General features: G+C 51.8%; 19 protein-coding genes and 1 pseudogene. 3 read left to right on the plus strand and 17 right to left on the minus strand.

Annotated features, from left to right (window positions below; genetic code table 11):
* Positions 1-38 precede the first annotated feature (38 nt).
* From DYY88_RS16550 to DYY88_RS16600, 11 genes and pseudogenes are all read right to left on the minus strand, one after another.
* Positions 39-745 (minus strand): annotated as a pseudogene (locus tag DYY88_RS16550) (IS1 family transposase).
* A gap of 487 nt (positions 746-1,232) precedes the next feature.
* Positions 1,233-2,024, minus strand: a complete 792-nt coding sequence (locus DYY88_RS16555) for a hypothetical protein (protein ID WP_130199487.1) — start codon at positions 2,022-2,024, stop codon at positions 1,233-1,235.
* A gap of 27 nt (positions 2,025-2,051) precedes the next feature.
* Positions 2,052-2,648, minus strand: a complete 597-nt coding sequence (locus tag DYY88_RS16560; protein WP_130199488.1) for a hypothetical protein — start codon at positions 2,646-2,648, stop codon at positions 2,052-2,054.
* Between the two features lie 70 nt (positions 2,649-2,718).
* On the minus strand, positions 2,719-2,943 hold the full coding sequence (locus tag DYY88_RS16565; RefSeq protein WP_130199489.1) for a hypothetical protein: 225 nt from the start codon (positions 2,941-2,943) through the stop codon (positions 2,719-2,721).
* Positions 2,944-2,997: 54 nt separating this feature from the next.
* A complete protein-coding gene (locus DYY88_RS16570; RefSeq protein ID WP_039726423.1) occupies positions 2,998-3,579 on the minus strand; it encodes a DUF2589 domain-containing protein in 582 nt (193 codons plus the stop codon).
* 40 nt (positions 3,580-3,619) lie between these two features.
* A complete protein-coding gene (locus DYY88_RS16575; protein WP_039726424.1) occupies positions 3,620-4,204 on the minus strand; it encodes a beta/gamma crystallin family protein in 585 nt (194 codons plus the stop codon).
* Positions 4,205-4,333: 129 nt separating this feature from the next.
* Complete coding sequence (locus tag DYY88_RS16580; RefSeq protein WP_039726425.1) at positions 4,334-4,951, minus strand: DUF2589 domain-containing protein; 618 nt, start codon at positions 4,949-4,951, stop codon at positions 4,334-4,336.
* A gap of 143 nt (positions 4,952-5,094) precedes the next feature.
* Entirely contained in the window at positions 5,095-5,889 is a 795-nt protein-coding gene (locus tag DYY88_RS16585) for a helix-turn-helix domain-containing protein (RefSeq protein ID WP_052288352.1), read from the minus strand.
* A 448-nt stretch (positions 5,890-6,337) separates the two neighbouring features.
* The gene (locus DYY88_RS16590; protein WP_052288353.1) at positions 6,338-7,756 is read right to left on the minus strand and encodes a DUF1593 domain-containing protein; all 1,419 of its coding nucleotides are present in this window, start codon (positions 7,754-7,756) and stop codon (positions 6,338-6,340) included.
* Positions 7,757-7,890: 134 nt separating this feature from the next.
* Positions 7,891-9,966 carry a thioredoxin domain-containing protein gene (locus tag DYY88_RS16595; RefSeq protein ID WP_039726426.1) on the minus strand — a complete coding sequence of 692 codons (2,076 nt, stop codon included), beginning with the start codon at positions 9,964-9,966 and terminating at the stop codon, positions 7,891-7,893.
* A 36-nt stretch (positions 9,967-10,002) separates the two neighbouring features.
* Positions 10,003-10,728: a hypothetical protein gene (locus DYY88_RS16600; RefSeq protein ID WP_052288354.1), complete on the minus strand. Its 726-nt coding sequence runs from the start codon at positions 10,726-10,728 to the stop codon at positions 10,003-10,005.
* Between the two features lie 192 nt (positions 10,729-10,920).
* On the opposite strand from DYY88_RS16600, the gene DYY88_RS16605 reads away from it, so the two are divergent.
* Positions 10,921-11,790, plus strand: coding sequence for an S-layer homology domain-containing protein (locus DYY88_RS16605; RefSeq protein WP_160299534.1), 870 nt, complete (start codon positions 10,921-10,923; stop codon positions 11,788-11,790).
* 168 nt (positions 11,791-11,958) lie between these two features.
* Here the strand turns inward: DYY88_RS16605 and DYY88_RS16610 are convergent, their stop codons facing one another.
* Together DYY88_RS16610 and DYY88_RS16615 are read right to left on the minus strand one after the other, a co-directional pair.
* Positions 11,959-12,456 (minus strand): Npun_F5560 family protein, encoded by a 498-nt coding sequence (locus DYY88_RS16610; protein ID WP_236146341.1) that lies wholly within the window; start codon positions 12,454-12,456, stop codon positions 11,959-11,961.
* Positions 12,457-13,023: 567 nt separating this feature from the next.
* Positions 13,024-13,644 carry a CPP1-like family protein gene (locus DYY88_RS16615; protein ID WP_039729744.1) on the minus strand — a complete coding sequence of 207 codons (621 nt, stop codon included), beginning with the start codon at positions 13,642-13,644 and terminating at the stop codon, positions 13,024-13,026.
* Between the two features lie 423 nt (positions 13,645-14,067).
* On the opposite strand from DYY88_RS16615, the gene DYY88_RS16620 reads away from it, so the two are divergent.
* Entirely contained in the window at positions 14,068-14,778 is a 711-nt protein-coding gene (locus tag DYY88_RS16620) for a response regulator transcription factor (protein ID WP_039726428.1), read from the plus strand.
* Between the two features lie 11 nt (positions 14,779-14,789).
* Here the strand turns inward: DYY88_RS16620 and DYY88_RS16625 are convergent, their stop codons facing one another.
* From DYY88_RS16625 to DYY88_RS16640, 4 genes are read right to left on the minus strand one after another with little or no spacing between them, the layout of a single operon-like run.
* Entirely contained in the window at positions 14,790-15,761 is a 972-nt protein-coding gene (locus DYY88_RS16625; RefSeq protein ID WP_044151157.1) for an aldo/keto reductase, read from the minus strand.
* Between the two features lie 47 nt (positions 15,762-15,808).
* On the minus strand, positions 15,809-16,081 hold the full coding sequence (locus tag DYY88_RS16630; protein WP_039726429.1) for a DUF3143 domain-containing protein: 273 nt from the start codon (positions 16,079-16,081) through the stop codon (positions 15,809-15,811).
* 29 nt (positions 16,082-16,110) lie between these two features.
* The gene (locus DYY88_RS16635) at positions 16,111-16,707 is read right to left on the minus strand and encodes a J domain-containing protein (protein ID WP_063776173.1); all 597 of its coding nucleotides are present in this window, start codon (positions 16,705-16,707) and stop codon (positions 16,111-16,113) included.
* A gap of 4 nt (positions 16,708-16,711) precedes the next feature.
* Complete coding sequence (locus DYY88_RS16640) at positions 16,712-17,563, minus strand: YaaW family protein (protein WP_039726430.1); 852 nt, start codon at positions 17,561-17,563, stop codon at positions 16,712-16,714.
* Positions 17,564-17,795: 232 nt separating this feature from the next.
* Here DYY88_RS16640 and DYY88_RS16645 point away from each other — a divergent pair, with 232 nt between their 5' ends.
* Complete coding sequence (locus DYY88_RS16645) at positions 17,796-18,935, plus strand: NAD(P)/FAD-dependent oxidoreductase (RefSeq protein WP_039726431.1); 1,140 nt, start codon at positions 17,796-17,798, stop codon at positions 18,933-18,935.
* Positions 18,936-19,048: the final 113 nt, after the last annotated feature.

The raw sequence follows: 19,048 nt of genomic DNA on the forward strand, positions 1-19,048 counted from the left end.
ATCTAAATACGGCATTGCTGATTTAAGGGATGGCTTTTTCAGAGGCGAGCTTTTCGAGGGGGGACAGGGAGTTCCCAAAACTTGAGGGAGTGAATCAAAAGCCGCAGCGAATGCTTCAACATCGTTAGCGATTTTGAGTAGCACAGAGTCTTGCGATGCAAACGGGCTAGATAATGCCGCAATCGAGTGTTTTCGTCCTCCACTCGCGTCATATAGGTCTTACTGATAATTTGCTCTCCATCGGGAATGTAGCGAGGATAGACCGGCCAGCCATCGGTGACGTAAAAGAAGCAGTGCCATAAGCGGACCATCGACCACAATGCTTCAAAGGTCTGTCCACGCCGGTCACCGACTACCCATCCGAGGAGACCGGGGCGGAAGTGGTCGACGACCGTCCAAATCCAGACTTTGTTTTTTTTGCCCCAACGAAGGTCTGAAGTTCATCCAGTTCTGCCACTGCTGGCACCTGTTCTGGGTCATAAGCATCGGGTAGCCATGCACCGCTCTGTTTGACCCAGTTAATTACCCTCGTGTGATGAACACCACTGACCCGTTCAATCGCCCGGAAGCCAAGGCCATTCGTATACAGTTTCAAGCATTGACGGCGGACTTCATCACGGTAGCCAGTTTCTGTTTGGGGATTGGCGACAAACTGCCGTCGACACTCAACGCAAAGGTGATTCTATTTGCCACGTCGATGGCCATTCTTGCGGACGTGCTCAGAACCGCACTCAGGACATTGCATCGGCACCCTCAGATGTTTTTGCATCCCCCAATTATGCAACGCCCCAAGCATTTCTAGCTGTATTTGTATTATCTGGTGAGCCGTTATCCGCACCAATATGCCCCACATACTCAATGCCGTCCCTTTTATAAAGGACAATCCCACATCCGCTCATTTCTCCAGTTAACACATCTACCCTGCAAAAGGGAATCTGGGTTATCAGATCAGGGAAGTAATGAAGCCACCGAAAATTCCGGTGGTATTTTGGAACTGTTCCCCCAACGATGCTGCTTGTCCTCCTAAGAAAACCAGTTGACTGCCGAATTGTCATTCTCAGAGACGGGAGAGTTACAAAGTTTCCAGGGGGGCTGCTGGTCGTGCAACTGCTGGACATGGGAAATCTATGAAACTCCCAACAATAAGCTTTTGTTCAATCATTGAGTTTGTCTATTTCATTGATTTGTTGAGTACTATACGCCAACGTAGTTAAGAGATGTTCACGCTACAATCAGCGCCACGTTTGTGGCATAAGAGGAGCAATGTTATAGGGGGACGCTGAACAAACAAGTCTCATCCATTCATAACAATTTGCCCACCATTGGCGAGTTATAGCGTGAGTTGCAGGTTCAAAAGGACGTTGTTGCGGAAGGGTAAGATTTGTAATGCCGATTGGCCACGTATGAAAGTGGGGAAAGTTATTTACATACCAGGTAATTGATTGAAAATGATACTGTCCAGTCCATAATGGCCCTTTAACCAGTATTTCCCCAGGGTTAGTCCAACACAGAGGCAAGTTCTTTTTTGAGCCTGCTGCTATTTTTACAGTAAAGCCAATAGGAATTGGTTCATATAGTGATAGAGCAGGGATGTATCGATCTTTAAGCTGTAAAGAGGCTCCCTGAGCCGTATCAATGTCCGCTGTGGGTAACCAACAAGTATCTACCACATCCATAGTCCACGTTGGATAATCCGTTTCTCCCTGTGAACGCAAGATCCCTTTAAGTAAATGAGGCCAGCAGCGATGAAATCCAGGAAACCCACGATATAGAACTAACTCGTTACTCATCCAATCCTTAAGAAACTCATGAAATAAGTCAGTGTTTCTTGGACCTCCCTTAATAGTGTAAGCCTCAGTACACTCAGGAGGCGCGTGGGCAGGGATATCTCTTCGCATAATTTGTTCAGTAGCTACTTTAAGGAGGTACAGCTCTTTTTCCATCAGCTGCCAACAGTGCGCATATCTTTCGCTACTTTTGATAGGAACAGCGAATTGTTCTGAAATAAGATAGATTTTAGGCATAACATTTAAGATAGTACCCTTAAGCATTTAATCGCCAAGATGTAAGTATCTTTCAAAGAATATTGAGACTGGACCAAACCTTGAATCTGCCAATGATGGATCTGCAAGAGGCATATTTCTCATTTCACGATACTCATCGAATTCTAAATAACCATTTCCTATCAACCTGCCAGTAAGTCGCCAGGAAAGAACTTGATCATTTAGTAGACTTGGATCGAATTCATGGAAGTCCAAGCGTAATCGATCCGAATTTGCCATGATCAAAATCTGATTTTTTCTTGGAAAAACAATAACAATAGGTGGTATTTTCATTGGAAAAGAAAAAGCAGCTTTCTTGGTAGAATTTATTAACATATATTGAACTTCTGTTTCATGAGCAGTAGTGAGATTGCCATCACATCTAGTTCCTATAGAATTTTGCAACTGTTCAACATGTGTAGGCAATCCTCTCAGTCTTTCACTTTGAATCTGAGAAGATTTTCCATAGAGTTCATTCGCTCTAGCTTTAGCTTGATTAAATATGACAGATTGACTACCCGTTACAACCCCACCTGAAGAAATGAAAGGTTCTCCTCTTGCAACAACTCCGTGTTTATAGTCTCTTTTAGGCTTTCTTGAAACCATTATCTATCTTTAGACTCCTAGTATGCATTTATCGACTAAAGCCAAAGGAATTTATTCCCGAAATTCATACTCATAACCACTGCTTTTTGGTCTCTTCAACCTGCTGAGTAGCCTCATGCAGGTTGCGAATTAATTTGAGACTATCAGCCGATTTTTCTGTATCAACGTGCAAAGCTAATCCGCACATTGGGCAAACAATTGGTTCACCAGACAAGAGTATCGGTAGCGTCGTCGGAATTGAAAAATCACATTCTGGACAGGGAACACCTTGCTGGTTAGTGGCTTGATTGGTCATAATAACCTCTCAGATTGGCTTACAGTATATTGACTAAGGAGTATTTTGATACGGTTATTCAGAAGATTTATTTTTGTCATCTTCCTTTGCTGGAGAAATACTGCTAATACCCTGATCCATGATTCGGAATAGAGCCTGCATCCCAACAGGAGTATCTGACTGCTTAAGATTAATCGTGACATGCATTGCGGTCTTTGAATCGCGGCTTGCCAGCCCTGCTTTAAACATCACCAACTCTGACTCAATAGCATTGTTCTGCCCTTTTTCTTTGGCAACACTAAGCGTGACTTTTGAGTCTAGTTTAACTGCATCATTAATTTCTACGGCGAAATCAATTTTTGCATCACTGATCTGCATCGTAGGAATAGGGACGAGGGATATGACAGGAATTTCAACCTTGAAATTTAGGATCTCACCACCTACACTTATTTTGCTGTAGTTGAATGTCACCGTCTTTAGATCACCATAGTGGCGATCACCGTCAGTTGATCCTGATGAATCTTGAACAAATCCAATTCGCTCAATAAATTCAACTGTTGTTTGGGCAGCCTGAATTTCCGCGTCAACCATCGCTGACAAAGGTGCTCCAAGAATTTGATAAAGTGGGATTGATGTAATATCGGTAACGTCTGCCATACTCAATCTCCTCAGGGGTATTCAAGGCAAATTTCTATTCTTAAATACTGTCTAGATTCAATGTAATCGAAATTGATGAGAGCACAGATTCAGGTAACTGCTTCAGTTCATCTGTCAGAATTTCTACGTCAAGAGTTTCAAGATCATCTGTTAGCTCATTAGTTGAAATGTGCTCAACTTTAATTGACTTGAAGATGTCTACAGAGAATACGATTTTAGGTGTATCCTCTGTGAAAATTATCGCAGATGTCTTAATGCCATCGTCTGCAGAATCTACAAAGGATTCACCAGAAATAGTAACTTTCATCCCATCAGATACTTTGAGGGACATCTCATTCTCATTAGTACGAACTTTTAAAATCTCAGGAGTGTAGTTACCTTCCAAAAGCTCTTGACTCCTTCCCTGGTAGTTTGGTTGTTCATACAAAACAACTCTGTCAGCTTTAAGAAAAGCAAATTTGAGATCGAGCTTTATCTCTTTGATTTCTGCCTTAGGAACAGGAAGCAACCGTAACAATGAATCCTCTTTGTAAGCAGCCTTGATTTCACGTGAATAAGCATCTGATGCAGCTTGTGCCCGGGTCAAATCAGTCAGAATGGAAGCAACAACCTTTTTTAACTTCATTCTAGTTTCTAACCCTGGATGAACCTAGTTTTATTCGAAAACCAAAGCGAATGCAGACAGAACCATTGTTGCTGCTCAGCTTCTGTATGTTGTGGAAAATACGATTATATTGACCAATCAACATCTCGTTTATTTATCAGCCTGACTATTGATACTCTGACTCAAAAGCTGAAGGACAGACTCCATGCCTTTAGGTAAACTATCGTTCACAGCATGAATATAAATATCCATCGTATATTCGACCGAATATCTTGAGTCTCGGGCTGAGGTACTATCTTTCTTGGCTGAGTAACCAGCCGAGAAGCTAGCTTCGACGCTTGCTGGTCCCCAACCATATTTACCCGTGACGTTCCCTTTTACGTCAGTTTCTGATTGATTCTGCGACGTATCTTTAGAAGAACTTTCAGCACTGATGTTTGCTTTGAACTGAATCGTCATATCATCAATGCGGATATAGGGGATAGGGACGATCGTTAGCAGTGGAACTTCTAAAGTAGCTTTCTTGAAAGTGACCTCTTTTGAGGTCGCATCTACACTCTTCTGCATGTAGCTGAAGTTGATCATCTGCACATCGGCAGTTGGGTTGCCATCTTCATCAAGCTTAAACGCAACAGACTTAATGAATTCGACAGATGACCTTGCTGCTTTTGCTTGAGCTTCGATCGCGGCAACTAAAGGACCACCGATAAGGTTCCCAAATGGGAGTGCGCCTAGCTGCTGAGTTGCCTCATCTTGAATGATAGCCATCGTTTTAGTCCTTTTTACTTACCATCGAGTAAATCAAGCCTTGTACAGCGTATTTTTTGCTTACAGAACTTAAGCTGACCGTTAGAGTAAATTAAGGACATTGGCGAAATCTTGCACCGGATTGCTGCTTTTGCACAAAATTGCTATGACTTAGAAAATTTTTTTGGAGTCACGCCCGTCAATCGCTTGAAGTGTCGATTGAGATGGCTCTGATGGGTGAAGCCGCAGGCAACAGCTACCTCTGAAATTCCCATCTTGCCGTCTTTTAGCAACCGCTTTGCCCGCTCTACCCGCTGTTGAATCACGTATTGATGAGGAGTCAAGCCCGTCGATCGCTTGAAGGATCGGCAAAAGTGATAGACGCTGAGTTGAGCGATCGCTGCTAGTTTGTCTAAACTCAATTCCTGGTCTAGATGGTCATTGATATAGTCAGTTACCCATTTCAGTTGCTTGGGAGACAAGCCACCCGAATGGTGAATAGGTTTATGGCTATGCGCAGAATAGTTTCTCAGTAGGTGAACCGCTAGAGCAGTTGCCATGGTCTCCGCATACAGCTTTCCGCCAGGGCGATGAGACTCTAGATCGGCTTTGAGCGCTAGCCCAATCTGCAGAATGAGGGGATCGTAGAGGGGTTCTTGGGGCAGTAACTCAACCTGATCAATGGCTAGCAATTCTGCGGCATCGCGAGTCAGTAACTCTGGCTTCAAACTGATAGCAAATCCTTCGTGCGGCCGATCCCATGCGCCCCAATGATTGTGTTGCATCGGCACAAGAGACATGCCGCCATGAAAGAGCATCTGCCGTTGTGTCTGACCATTGGCAATGCCGTCGATTTGCCAATCGAACTGGAAACCCTGTCCCAGGGTAACCGCGATCGCATAGTGATCAAAACAAAGCTTTGGGGTTTCTCCCGGCTGAGGGAGGTCATAACACTCCAAGCTGACACTGCTCCACTCTGTTTCATCACTCGCCAATGTAGCGGGTAGTGGAAGTTGGTCAGAATATCGTGGCGGAGAATCAAGCTCGTCATGAGGCTGGCTTTGCTCAGAGTCTGATGGCGAGTTCGAGAGCGATCGCGACATTCATGCACCTTCTTTTCTCCACCAGTCATTGGCCGTGGAGCATTTGATTCCTGAGAATCAATTATTTATCAATTATTGCCACAGACAATCTGTGTTGAGGAATTCAAAATGGTCGATTGCCTTCAAGGACAAATGCAAGATCTTTATGCAGAGCCAGCTAACTATGCATTCAAAGTCATATCTGCTATTTGCCCCCGCAGTTATACAGCAAATTTGATGGCTAATTCAGGGGCTTGGGAGTGTTAGCGGTCACAAGTGCTGGATAACATCCCCTGCGAAGGCTTTAATCCATGATCAATTTGCCTCAAGGCTGAATGGTCACGATCGCTCGCTGATATCGAGTCAATGCGGGCTCTCCCTGATCGGTCACTTCCAGAATGACGTGTACCGTTTCGGGTTCTTGCACCTCAGGGGCGGTAAAGCTGGCTTGTGGGCGATCGGCATTTTGCAGGGCGATGGGGTCGGGATAACTGCCCGCTTCTGCATAGATCCACCACTGATAGGTCAGATTGTCACCATCGGGGTCGCTGGTTTCAGCGGCATCCAAATTGATCGCGTCGCCACTGCGCACGGTGCGATCGAGCTCTCCGGCAATCACGGGCGCTGGCGGGTGGTTCACCGCGGCATAGTCACCTATGGCCCAGTCCATCCGTGCCGCAAAATCATTTTGGATTTGCGGTAGCCAGCGCCAGAGCGGTTTTAAGGCGTCGCCATCATCCTGGGCGTCGCGCCAAAAGTTGGGATGCTCCGGGTCTGATGGCACAAACCGTCCGCCCCAGCCGCCATAGGCCAGGTTTTCTGAGCTGCGCAGCCCCGTATCGATGAGATGGAAAAAGGCGGGGGAATCGCCCTCGCTAAAGTACGCTTGGGGATACGCCGCTCCCAAGGGGCCGTGCCCTTCCTTCACGTTGGTTCGCATCCACTCAGGGCTAAACATCGGATCGTCAGAGTAGGGATGCCCCTGATGGTCGTAGTTAATGGCGGTGAACTGATAGTTCAGCACCAGGGGCACCTCAGGAAATTCATCGCGAATCCACCAGATAGTCTCGTCCTGGTCGGAAATGGCGTAGATGCGGGCTTTGGCGATCGCCCGCTCAACTTCATCCACACTGTAAGATTCCCGCAGTCGCCAGAGTGCTTGGGCAATGGTGTTGGTGCCGCCCCAGGCTTGGAGCCAAACCGGGCGAGGATCGTCATCCAAAAGCACATCAATGATGTGCTGCGAGCCTGGTGTGTCATTTTCAGGCCCGACCTCGTGCAGTCTCTGCCGATCTTCGTTACCCAGCATAACGAGGGCTTGCAGATCAGCCGCCGCTGGATAACGCGGATCGTGCTGCAACAGATTGGGGCGAATTTGGGCGTATTTTTCAATCAAGTCGGTGATCCAGCCTGTGCCGTGGCCGTCCTGCTGCCACACGGAGTTCGTAGCGATGATGCCCTCGACGTCAAAGTCCGTGGTGTAAAGCAGAAAGCGGACAAACGAGCTGCGGTCATCCACTTCACCGTCTGTGGTGACAATGGTTCTGGGTTGCATGGTGGGATTGAGCGATCGCGGCGGGAGGTCGTTTTGTGCGGTTGCGCGACAACTCCCACCGAGGCTGATCAACCCCATCGCTGGTACGGCCAACAAGCGGCCCCAACGCCAACGGCGGGTGTCGATGATCGGGCGAGGTGGCCGCAGGCAACGTGACAGCAATCGACGAAGGCTTGATTGATCCAGCATGTCTGAACTCCTACTTGCTTGCTGTAACCGAATGCGTGGTAGACTCACCCGCACCGTTAGACGAGCACAATCTGTCTCGACCTGACCTGACCCATCCAGTCAAACCAACGAGACTGACTGACGTTGGCTCCCGCTCAACTGGGGCGTTGTTGGCTGGTTTCGAGTTGCGATCGCAGCATTTCCCAATCAGTGGCGGGGGCTTTGCAATACAGCCCTTCGCACACCATGCCAACGGCACTGGTCGGCAAGTCAGCATCCGCGAGAAAGACCGCAGTCGGCGTGTATTGAGCCACGAGAGCGGCAATCTTATCTGCCGAAGTTCTGACTAAGGTGGCGTGTCGGAACCAGTCCAAGGCCGTGAAGAGAGAGGGGCAAGCGCGGGGAATTTGCGCCATCACCGCGCCAAAGGCTTGCAGACCCTTTTCAGTCCGATCCAGATAAGTGAGGTCGCCCGTTAACAGCGACAGTTTCACCAAATTGGCGATCGCAATGCCGTTGGCAGCGGGCACAGCGCTGTCTTGATAGGTGCGTTCGCGCACGAGCAGTGAGTCGCTGGCATCCGACGCGGTGTTGTAATAGCCCGCCAGCTCATCACTCCACAGCCAATTGTCAAATTCAGTTTGAACGGCGATCGCTTTTTGCAACCAGTCCACCTGAGGGGCGGCATCGGGCCAGTGATACGCCGCTTGATGGAGATCCAGCAGCGCTTTGATCAACAGGGCATAATCTTCAGATTGCGCCAGCACGGAGGGTTGCCCCTCATAATTGAGGCGGTGCAGGCGACCGGCAACCCACTGCTGTTGCAAAATGAAGCTCGCTGCCTGGGTGGCCATGTCATAAGCAGGGAGATCGCCCCACACCGCCGCTACTCGCGCCAACCCCGAAATCATGAGACTATTCCAGGCGACAATCATTTTGGTGTCAGTAACCGCCGGAATGCGCCCCGCCCAAGGCTGGGTTTTGGCGGCCTGATTATCGCGCGCCGGAGGAAAGGTGTTGAGGCTGTTGCTAGCGGCCCCATAGCGGCTGTGGAAAAGGGTCGCTAACGCCGTCTCAGTAGTATCCAACAGCGGTCCCGGTTGTCGCCGTTGCAGTACATTCTTCCCTTCAAAGTTGCCGGCCACGCTCATCGTAAAATCTTCGCCCAGGGCGTTGAGTTCGTCCTCTGACAGGGTTTGCTGCAGCTCGGCGTAAGACCACACGTAAAACGCGCCTTCTTCCGGCTCGGCATCGTCGGGGGTGACAAAGCTGTCGGCATCTTGGGCGGCGTAAAAATATCCTGCCGGACTGGTCATTTCTCGCTGCAGCCAGGTTTTGGTAAGGGCGATCGCCCGCTCAAAGGCGGGTTCGTGCAGTCCTAGACTCCACAGTTCCGCCAGATATTCCACAATCTGGCCGTTGTCGTACAGCATTTTTTCAAAATGGGGCACGGTCCATGTCGGGTCCACGGTGTAGCGATGAAACCCCCCACCCACATGGTCAAAAATGCCGCCCAACGTCAAATCTAAGCCTCGTTGCTGGCACACTTCCAACGAGTCAGGCTGGGTCTCGCCCAAAATATTAAAGCGTCCCCCTCGCAGCGCCGCCAGCGCGTAGGGCATCATCGGAAAGCGCGTGCCGTTATCCGTCGGGGCTAAGACCTGGGCACACAAACCGACTCCCCGCTCAAATAGCTCTTGACTTAAATCTTCACTCGCGGGCAGGGTCGCCGACTGCTGCAGATTTTTGAGAATCTCGGCTTTGACCGCGGTCAGCTTTTCGGTCTCGGTATCGAAATATTGTCGAAGGGCGTGCAGCACTTGCAGAAAGCCTGGTCGCCCATATTTTTGTTCGGGCGGAAAATAGGTGCCCCCGTAGAACGGCACCAGGTCGTCTGGTGACAGAAAAATGTTCAGCGGCCAGCCCCCCTGACCCACCATCATTTGCAGCGCTTGCATGTAGATGCTGTCGATGTCGGGGCGTTCTTCGCGATCGACTTTGATGGGTAAAAAGTGCTCGTTGAGGTAAGCGGCGATCGTGGCATTCGAAAAGGCTTCGCCTTCCATCACCGTGCACCAGTGACAGCTGGAATAGCCGATCGATAGAAAGATGGGCTTCCCTTCACGGCGAGCGGTGGCTAACGCTTCCTCGCACCAAGGCCACCAATCTACCGGATTATCGGCATGTTTGCGCAGATATAGACTCTGGGCATGGGCAAGACGGTTAGACATCACAAACTTGGGGACGCATCCCCCACAATCTAGCGTCTAAACACACCCATCGGGCCAGGTGACGGCAGGAAATTGCCCCGCCCGATATTGCACGACCTTGCCGTCAGCATCGGTTTCGAAGACTAGCCGGAAGAGGGCCAGTTCGGGATCTTGGGGTGTCAGGGTCAGAAACTCGCCTTGGGTATAAGGGTTGGGTGTGGCCTCGATTTGGCCCGGATACAGTTCGTCAATGTCTTTTAAAGTCGAGCCGATCTTGGCTCCACTCACGGTGGCTAGGGAACTGCCTGGCCATACATCAATGCGAATCACGCGGTTATCCACCACCATAAATCCCAGCGCTTGGGAGACCGAATCAGGCTGGTAGTAGGCGCAGTCGCCGCCCACATTGCTGCCAATCGGCACGAGCGGCAGACCCAGCGCATCGGTGGCTTCTTCCAAGGTCATGCCAATTTGGATAGGGCCAATGCCAGTCAAGCGAACTTCCGCGTCTTGGAAAACCGATTCTTCGACTAAAATTTCAGGATTGCTGGCGGCGATCGCTCGTTTCATTAAAGGCAAGTACAGCAATGACTTGGCGGCTGAGCCGAGCGGCTGCAAAGCGTTGGACACGGTTGATTGATCCGCCTGATCGACAGGGGTCAAGGTCGGTCTGCTTGAGGCCGGGACGGCAGGAGCAGTGGCGCTGGAATGGTGCGTCATAATGGCACCAATGCCGACCAAGCTTAACAGTGCCGCTGCACCAACTAAGGAAACTTTGCTCATAGGGCTTCCGACACAACTAGCAGTTTACATCTTGAAACAGGGAACATTAGACTCTTTTAACCGATTACCTCCCCTTTTGTCAGTCAAATGCCAACATTTTTCCGCATAAATACCTAAAAATCGGTCGATTAATTCCTCAATTCTCTCGCCCAATTCCCCATTCACTTGCTGCTTTAGGTCCAGGATTTAGACGTGCGTCCCTCTTCTCGGTTATCTTCATCCTCTCTCATGGCTCGCCGCCGTCAGCGCCGCCCGAGTTGGTTACCCTTTTTGGTGGTTTTAGGTCCGTTTGTGGGGGCAGCGGGGTGGTTGGTCACCACCGGGTGGCCCGTTAGCCATAACCTGGGTCTGGTCGGTGAGGCTGACCTGGCGCCATCGGCGGCTGACCCAGCATTTTTGGGCGACGCGACCCCGCAGCCGTTAGTTGTGCCCGCGCCTACGGTGCCCAATAGCAGCAATGAGAAACGGCTAGCGCCCACGCGATCGCCCCTCGCCTTTGCTGATGTCCCCGAAGGCTACTGGGCAAAGCCCTATATCGATGCCCTTACCGCTCGCGAAGTGCTCAACGGTCTGCCGGATGGCACCTTTGCTCCCAATCGACAGCTGAGCCGAGCGGAGTTGGCGACGCAAGTCGCGAATGCGTTCGACATTCCCGCTAACACCCCAGCTAAAGCCTTTGGCGATCTCGCCCCCGATTACTGGGCGGCTGAGCCGATTGCCGAGGCTGTGCAAATGGGTTTCATGAAGGGCTATCCGGGGGACGAGTTCCGGCCCGATGATTTAGTGTCGCGCCTCCAGGTATTGGTGACCCTCGCCACGGGGCTGTCGCTACCCGTGACGGAGGAGTCACAGCAGCAATTGCAACAATATCAAGACTGGGAAACGGTGCCCGACTGGGCGCGTCCCCAAGTTGAGGCGGCCATCCATGCAGGCATCATTCGTCCTCAACCCGGCACAGAAAATCGGCTGCGCCCCCAAGAGATTGCCACACGGGCCGAAGTCGCCACATTGGTATATGCTGCGCTCGCCTATCTGGGCGAGGTGCCCGCTAAGCCTGAGTGATTCTAAGGCTAAAAAAAACTCCCTGAATGTGGCACAGGGCAGCTATCCAAGGTCAAATTCACAAGTGAACATCTTGCTTTATCCAGCGACCGGTCGCCAACAAAAACGCCATTCAGCGCTGGTGCAAACTGAATGGCGTTGATGGCGTAATTTAACGTTGTGGCAGGATTAGCTGGTGAAACCGGGGAGACTGACCCCCTCGGTAAAGCTGGGCAAATCGAGTTGTTGCGATCGCCGAGTCCGCACTGCCAAGCGATAGCTCACGCTCTGCAATTCCGCCTGTAAGCGACGATTTTCACCCTGCAATTGCTTGATCTTGTCGCGCACGGTCACCATGCGCTCGTCAAATTTTTGTTTGTAAACCTTGGGCAGTTCTTGCACGACCTGCTCTAGCATCCGGGTGCGATCGGTCAGTTCTTGCACGGTCTGGCGCAGTTGAACGGTTTCCGTGCTGCGTTCTTCGAGCTGACCCTGATAGTAGGTAACCTGCTTTTCGACACTTTGCAATTGCTCGCGCAGGGCTTTGACCTCAGCTTGTTGCTGCTCTGAAGCTTCGGTCGTCGCAGGTACTACACCGGCATTGCCTTTCACCAGGCGAAATAATTCACGCGAAAGCTGCTGTACCAGCTCGTCACGCATTTGCAACTCTTCGCGCAGACGGGTCATCTCCGCCTGCTGTGCAGCATATGCAGAATTTGAGTTCATCACTTGCGTCACACCACTAACCCTTATTCCCAACAACGTTTAGAAGCACTTTACTTGCGAGTTGCGCACCTGATTATCCTATGCCTGTAGCACTGGGCGGTTCGACACTCACTTGGCCATTGCCAAAAAGCCGTAGTTATCGAATCCCCATAGAACTAGCCCATAACAGACCAATTTGCCGATACTTTAACACCACATCCTATAAATGCAACCACTTTATACAAATCATTGCTGAAAAAGCGGGTATAGAAGCGGCTGAATGAGCATCCAGAGGCTGTGGTCACATTGAGGAGGGCGAGCTGTGATTTGTGTGTCCTTAATGTTTGCGCTGTGGAATTTGTTGATGTGTAACACAGGGGTTTGCACCGTAGAGCTATGGGCCTATTTGAAGCCGTTTGGGTGATTTGTTTAGCCAATCGCTGTGGATATTCAAATTAATTGCAACAACTACAAACGCAAAATGCCGCTAGGCGATTGTCTAGCGGCATTACTGAAGACAACACAGAGTGGAAAATCGCTGAAGGTGGCTTATCGCAAGAAGCTGGTTACCATCCATAAGACAATCATGCTAACGATTGCCGCAACTTGCTGAGTCACGAGGTCAGCGCTGGCTCCAGACATGGCCGCTGCCTGTGGACCTAACGCCTGACCAATCAAAATACCAATTGTCAGGCCAACGACTAACCCCACCACAGTCAAGAGCAGCGCTCGCCAGAAGCGATATTCTTTACGGTTGATGAAATAGATAGAGACTCCGACGCCGAGGGCCAGCGCGAGAGAAGGGCCAGCCAGACTCACGACAGCGAGAATCCCGAAAATCCCTGCAGGGACTAGGATGTCGTTGCGATCGGGCGTATCCAGAAAGTTGTCTAACCAGGCGGGACGTTCAACACTGGGGGTAGCAGATTGGGCCACCGGCTTTTCGGGCGTCGCCTCGGCAAATCGAATGCGATCGGGCACTTTGATTTTACCCTCTTGGCGGAGTCGTAGCCGTTCCATCAAGATGGCGTCATAGGCCGCTTCGATGGCTTCTTTTTGCTTGCGATCGTCTTCACAGTCGGCAATCAGACGCTCCTTAGCCTCTTGAATCTCCTCAAAGGAAGAGTTTTCATCAAGCCCGAGCGTATCGTAGTAGTTTTGGTCACTCATCGACATCTCTATTGGGTAGCCCAGTGCATCTATATCGTTCAATAACGCGACATCGCCGCCCTTCAGCAAAGCTGAAGTAAATAAACTCTATCACCGTCAATGTTGTCAGCTTTCTCTATATACTAAGCCCACTCTACGGAATCTTGTGAGACCGGATGAAGAAGTTTAGTAAGGAGATGGGTACTCTTCATAAGGAGTCAACCGAAGGAGTATCCAACCTGACTCAGCTTTATCAATACTTTACAAGAAGTGCTGAGACGCTGGGACAAGACGGAATCTTCACGGTTTATCTTGCTGGTGTTCCCTGACTAAAGTGTTTCTGAAGAAACGTTACTGAAGACTCTTGATCACCGACTTATGAGTCAGCTCGATCTAAGGTTAGGCAATTCTCCCCTTGTGTTGTTTTGGTAAGACATTTGCACCATGGCCACTGCCAAGATTCTTGTTGTTGATGATGACCCCGCTGTTCGTAATCTGGTCTATCGCTTTTTGTCGAAGCAGAACTATGAAGTTGAATCTGCCGAGGATGGCAAAAGTGCCTTAGCAAATTTTGAACAACTCAATCCGGACTTAGTCGTCCTTGATGTCAATCTGCCGGACGCGAACGGGTACGACCTGTGCAAAGAAATGCAGGCCCGCACTGGCGTGTTTGTGCTGATGCTGACTAGCCGCAGTGATGAAGCGGATAAAATTCGGGGCTTTACGGAGGGGGCCGATGATTACCTCACAAAGCCGTTTAGCTTGGGTGAGTTAGAGGTCCGCGTGGGGGCCATTCTCAAGCGCCAGCGACCCGTCACAACTGCCGAACAGCAGTGCCTCAGCTTTGACAGTTTAGAGATTGATCCTGTGCGGCGAGAGGTGACCCTAGCGCAAGAGATCGTCCCGCTGACGGCGTTGGAATTTGACCTACTCCATTTTTTGGCGAGCCATCCGGGCCGCGTCTGGCGCCGGGCAGAACTCATTCAAAAAGTGTGGGATTACGAATATGTGGGCGACCAACGGGTGGTCGATGTCCATATCGGGCAAATCCGCAAAAAAATTGAGTTAGATACCACCCAGCCCGCCATGATTCAAACGGTGCGCGGTGTTGGCTACAAGTTTGAGCCACCGGCCAATGCTGTCGCTTCTTCCTGATTTGGCCCTTCTCAGCGCCAGGCTTGGCTGACGCGGGCCAGCTGCTCGTGCTCGGCGGCAGACATAGACCAGCCCAGCACTCCTGCATTTTGGATCGCTTGGCTGGCGTTCTTGGCACCAGGAATGGGGATGATATTGCCGATACAGATTAACCAGTTCAAGGCGACTTGGGCGGGCGTTTTGTCGTGGGTTTCGGCGATCGCTCGCAGCGTTTGCAAGACTAATTCGATTTTGGTCAAGCCAGCGGCACTAAAGCGAGGATTCAACTGCCTAGCGCCTTCTGGTTTAGACGCTTCATTGGCGGCGTATTTGCCCGTCAGCAAGCCCTGGGCCAGCGGACTGTAGGCCAAGATGGTGACGTCGAGTTGGCGTGCCATCTCCAACACGCCGTTGGTTTCGGGCTTGCGGTGCAGGAGGGAATATTGCACTTGATTTACCGCGAGGGGAATGCCGCGTTCACCCAAGTAGCTGTGGGCCACTTGCATTTGTTTAGCGGAATAGTTGCTAACGCCAATGGCTTTGACACGCCCCTGTTTGACTTCGTTGGCCAGGGCATTCATCAAGTCTTTTTGTCCGAGAAAAAAGTCGAGGGGCCAATGCACCTGATATAGATCCACACAGTCGAGTTGTAGGCGACCAAGGCTGGCGGTGAGGGTGTCGGCGACAGCTTGAGGAGACCACCGCCAGGGCAAGGGAAAATATTTGGTCGCAATCGAGACGGGCTGATCGACCTGTTGGAGAAAGCGACCAATCAAGCGCTCTGATTCACCCAAGCCATAAACTTCGGCGGTATCAAAAAAGTTCACACCAGCCGCGACGGAAGCCTGAAACGCGGCTAGTAAATCGGCTTCGGTATAGTCTTTGCCATAGCTCCAAAAGAAGGAGTCGCCCCAGGCCCAGGTGCCGACGCCCAGCGCTGGAATGGTTGGGCCGTCAGGCGCAAGCGCGATCGCTTGCGTGTCAGTTTGAAAGGGTAAAGTCATAGCGACAAAGGGTAGAGCAACGATCAGGACTAGCCGAGTCTAGGACGTCAAGGACCTGAAAAAATTGCTTCTTCGAGATCTTGGCGACTGAGGGAATATTTAAAAACGCGCTGCACGTCTTCACCAACGGGCGGGGCGTTGAGATACCGCACCACAATTGAGTCCACATCCAGGGCGATATTGGCTTGCCAATCGGTTTTCTCGACGTGCCACTCATGGAGGGCTTCAGAGTTTTGATGGCATCCCTGCTCGCGCAGCCACTGTTCGATATCTGGCAAAGGATGATTGTAGAGAGGCGTATCAGCGCTGGGCATCACCATAAAGCACACAAAAACCTGTAAGGCAATTTTTATATTATCTTCGGAGATAATTCCATTGGGGGCAAGGGACGCGGGCTCGTCGAGGATGGATCGACCGCTGGGGACTGCTCGATGGAGACGGGAGGGGAGGTCGTTTCCGGAGCTGGCAGCGTGATAGATTCGGCGGTGGAATCGTCCGGGGAATACAACACGAGTTCGCCTTTGCTCCAGCCCACGGTGACGACTAACAGCAGGCAACCGACAAAGGTCAGCCCCAAAATAAACAGAGCGAATAATTCGCCAGGAGAGAGGGGGCGATCGTTGGGGTCTAAGTAGGCGTTGTCTTTGGGATATTTGCCGCGCTCTGAGGCTGGACGATTGAGATAGGTCGGCACTTGCACGACTGCCACGCGGGAAATGCCAATGCTGTAATCGTAGGCGGTGCGTTTTTCTGGATTACTGAGGGTGGCGTAGGCGTCGTTGAGGTATTTGAATTTTTCTGTGGCGATCGCGGGCGGCAGCGTCGTGGTGTCGGGGTGATACAGCTTGCTCATATCCCGATAGGCGCGGCGAATTTCCTGCGGTGAGGCAGTCGGCTTCACGTTTAGCAGGGTGTAGTGATTGGGCGTGGGGTTGGGTGGGGTCATCCGCTTAGCACTCCGCCAATTCGCATAACGACTCGCCTCGGGTTAGGCGAATTTGCGCCAGCGTAAAGACGGCAGGAATGATGCGGCTGTGGTTGGTGGCGATCGCTCGCCAACCCAAATCGGCAAAGAACCAGGCCCACATGGCTGGCCCCAGCACCGCAAAAAAGCTCCGGGTCGCGGTGTAGCGAGCGGCATTGACTGCCATGCCCCGTGAGGCCATCGCCACGGCCACCCGTCCCTGCAACTGTCCTGCTATCGTCAACCCGCCGCGAGCGAGGGTTTGCTGCGCTAATTGTTGACGGGCGACTTGCCAGGCAAACTGGCGGGCAATCTGTTGTAAGAGCCAGGGCCGAATCACCGCACTCATCGCGATCGCGCTGCCCCCTTTCATCAACAACCCGAGGGGATTGCGCTGGAGCGGAATCGGCAACCGATGGAAGTTTTCATGATCAACGATGGCTGTCTGCACCCGTTGTTGCAATGCCCGGCGATCTCGCTGTGGTAGCCGCTGCCAGGCTTTTTCCATCACATGCAAAAACACTTCTGCCTCCAAATCGGTAGTCGGCAGGGTGTCGGCGTAGGGCAGGCGCAAATGTTGGCAAATCTGGATCAGCGCTTGCCGATATGAGACGCCTCGGCTGCCGCCGCGCATCACTGTTACCCCATCGGCGGCCAGATAGCGGAACCGTGCCTCTAGCTGATCGAGCCAGTGGCGACGACTGCCCCGCTGCAGATCAACGGGATCCGGATTGCACAAGTAGTCTAAAGGGTTCAGCTTGGGACGAAACAACAGTTCCGTCAACGCTTGTAGCTCATCCTCGGTCGCTAGCTCTAAGGCCGTACGCAGTTCATCCACGGCAAGATACTCAATCTAGGCCAATCATTTATCCTATTTTAAGCATCTGCAAGAAAGCCGCGCAAAAGGGATTCTCAAAGCCGAGGCTAGCGGTTGGCAGCCCTCACCCTCGGGCGGAGAAAAAACGATGGTGGCTGGCCCAAGGGCTATTGGCGCGGAGGCTGGTGGGCAGAGAGGGACTGGATGGCCTCGGCCAGATGTCGGAACGACAGGCAGAATTAGGCGCAGCAACATGACGGTACAGGATGTGATCATAGTCGGGGCAGGATTGGCGGGGTTGGTCTGTGCCCAGCGTTTGCAGCATGCCGGATACCAAGTTTGCCTGCTGGAAAAATCCCGGGGCTTGGGCGGGCGACTAGCCACCCGCCGCATTAATGGCGTGCCCCTTGACCATGGCGCTCGCTATCTGAGCAATCATGGCGATCGCCTGCAACAGCTCATGGCGAAGTGGCAGAGTCAAGGCATTTTGGCGCCATGGCAGCCCCACAGCTTTGCGCTAAATGCCGAGGGCGTCTTACAAGCTCAACCCACTCGCCAATCTTATTTTGTGGCTCCGGCTGGGATGAATGCGATTGGCAAACAGTTGGCCCAGGGGTTGACGATTTATCGTCAGCAGCGATTGGTGGGCTTAGCGCTGACTGAGCAGAAAACCTGGCAACTCACCGCTGAAATGGCGACGGATCAATCCCTGGTGGAACATCACGCTCGTGCGGTTGTGTTAGCGTTACCAGCTCCACAGATTTTGCCGATTTTGGCACCGCTGGAGGCGATCGCCACCATTCAACCCCTGCGGCAAGCTCTGGCAACTGTCACTTATGCGCCCATTATTACGGTGATGGCGCAGTACGCTAACCCCCAACCGCAAGGGACCGAGCCGTTGCTGTGCCCCCCGACTGATCCGTGGTTGGTCGAAGGGCATCCAGATACACCGCTGTTTTGGGTCGGTCAGGACAGTAGTAAGCGTTCTACCCATGAGCAGTCAGAGGAGACTCCGCTCAATGCTGAGATCAATGTCGTGATGCATAGCAGTGCGGCGTTTGCGCACAACTGGTTTGACTTGCCCGATTTGCAGCCCATTGGTCGTGCCCTGCTGGCCCAAGCCAGCGAATTCATTGCGACTTGGCTGCATGAACCGCAATCGTGGCAGGTGCATCGCTGGCGCTATGGGCTTGTTGAAACGCCCTGCGCCGAGGCTCTGCTGACCACCGCTCAACCACTGCCCCTAGCGGCCTGTGGTGATTGGTGCGGGTCAGCCAATTTAGATACCGCCTTGGAATCTGGCTGGGCTGCTGCTGAGGCCATTCACACCGCTCTAGGGGGTGAGGCGCTGCCCTCGTTTCCGACAGGCTTAGTGAATACCGCGAGTGATTGAGGTCGCCTTGCGGGTACTTGCCCGATCTGTCGAGATCTCCAAAGCCTGCCGCGGGGCCGCTGGTGAGAATATTGGAGTGAACGCGGCGCTGTCTGGTGACTGGAAGCCCGGCC

It is taken from the genome of Leptolyngbya iicbica LK (genome assembly GCF_004212215.1).
Lineage (GTDB): Bacteria > Cyanobacteriota > Cyanobacteriia > Phormidesmidales > Phormidesmidaceae > Halomicronema > Halomicronema iicbica.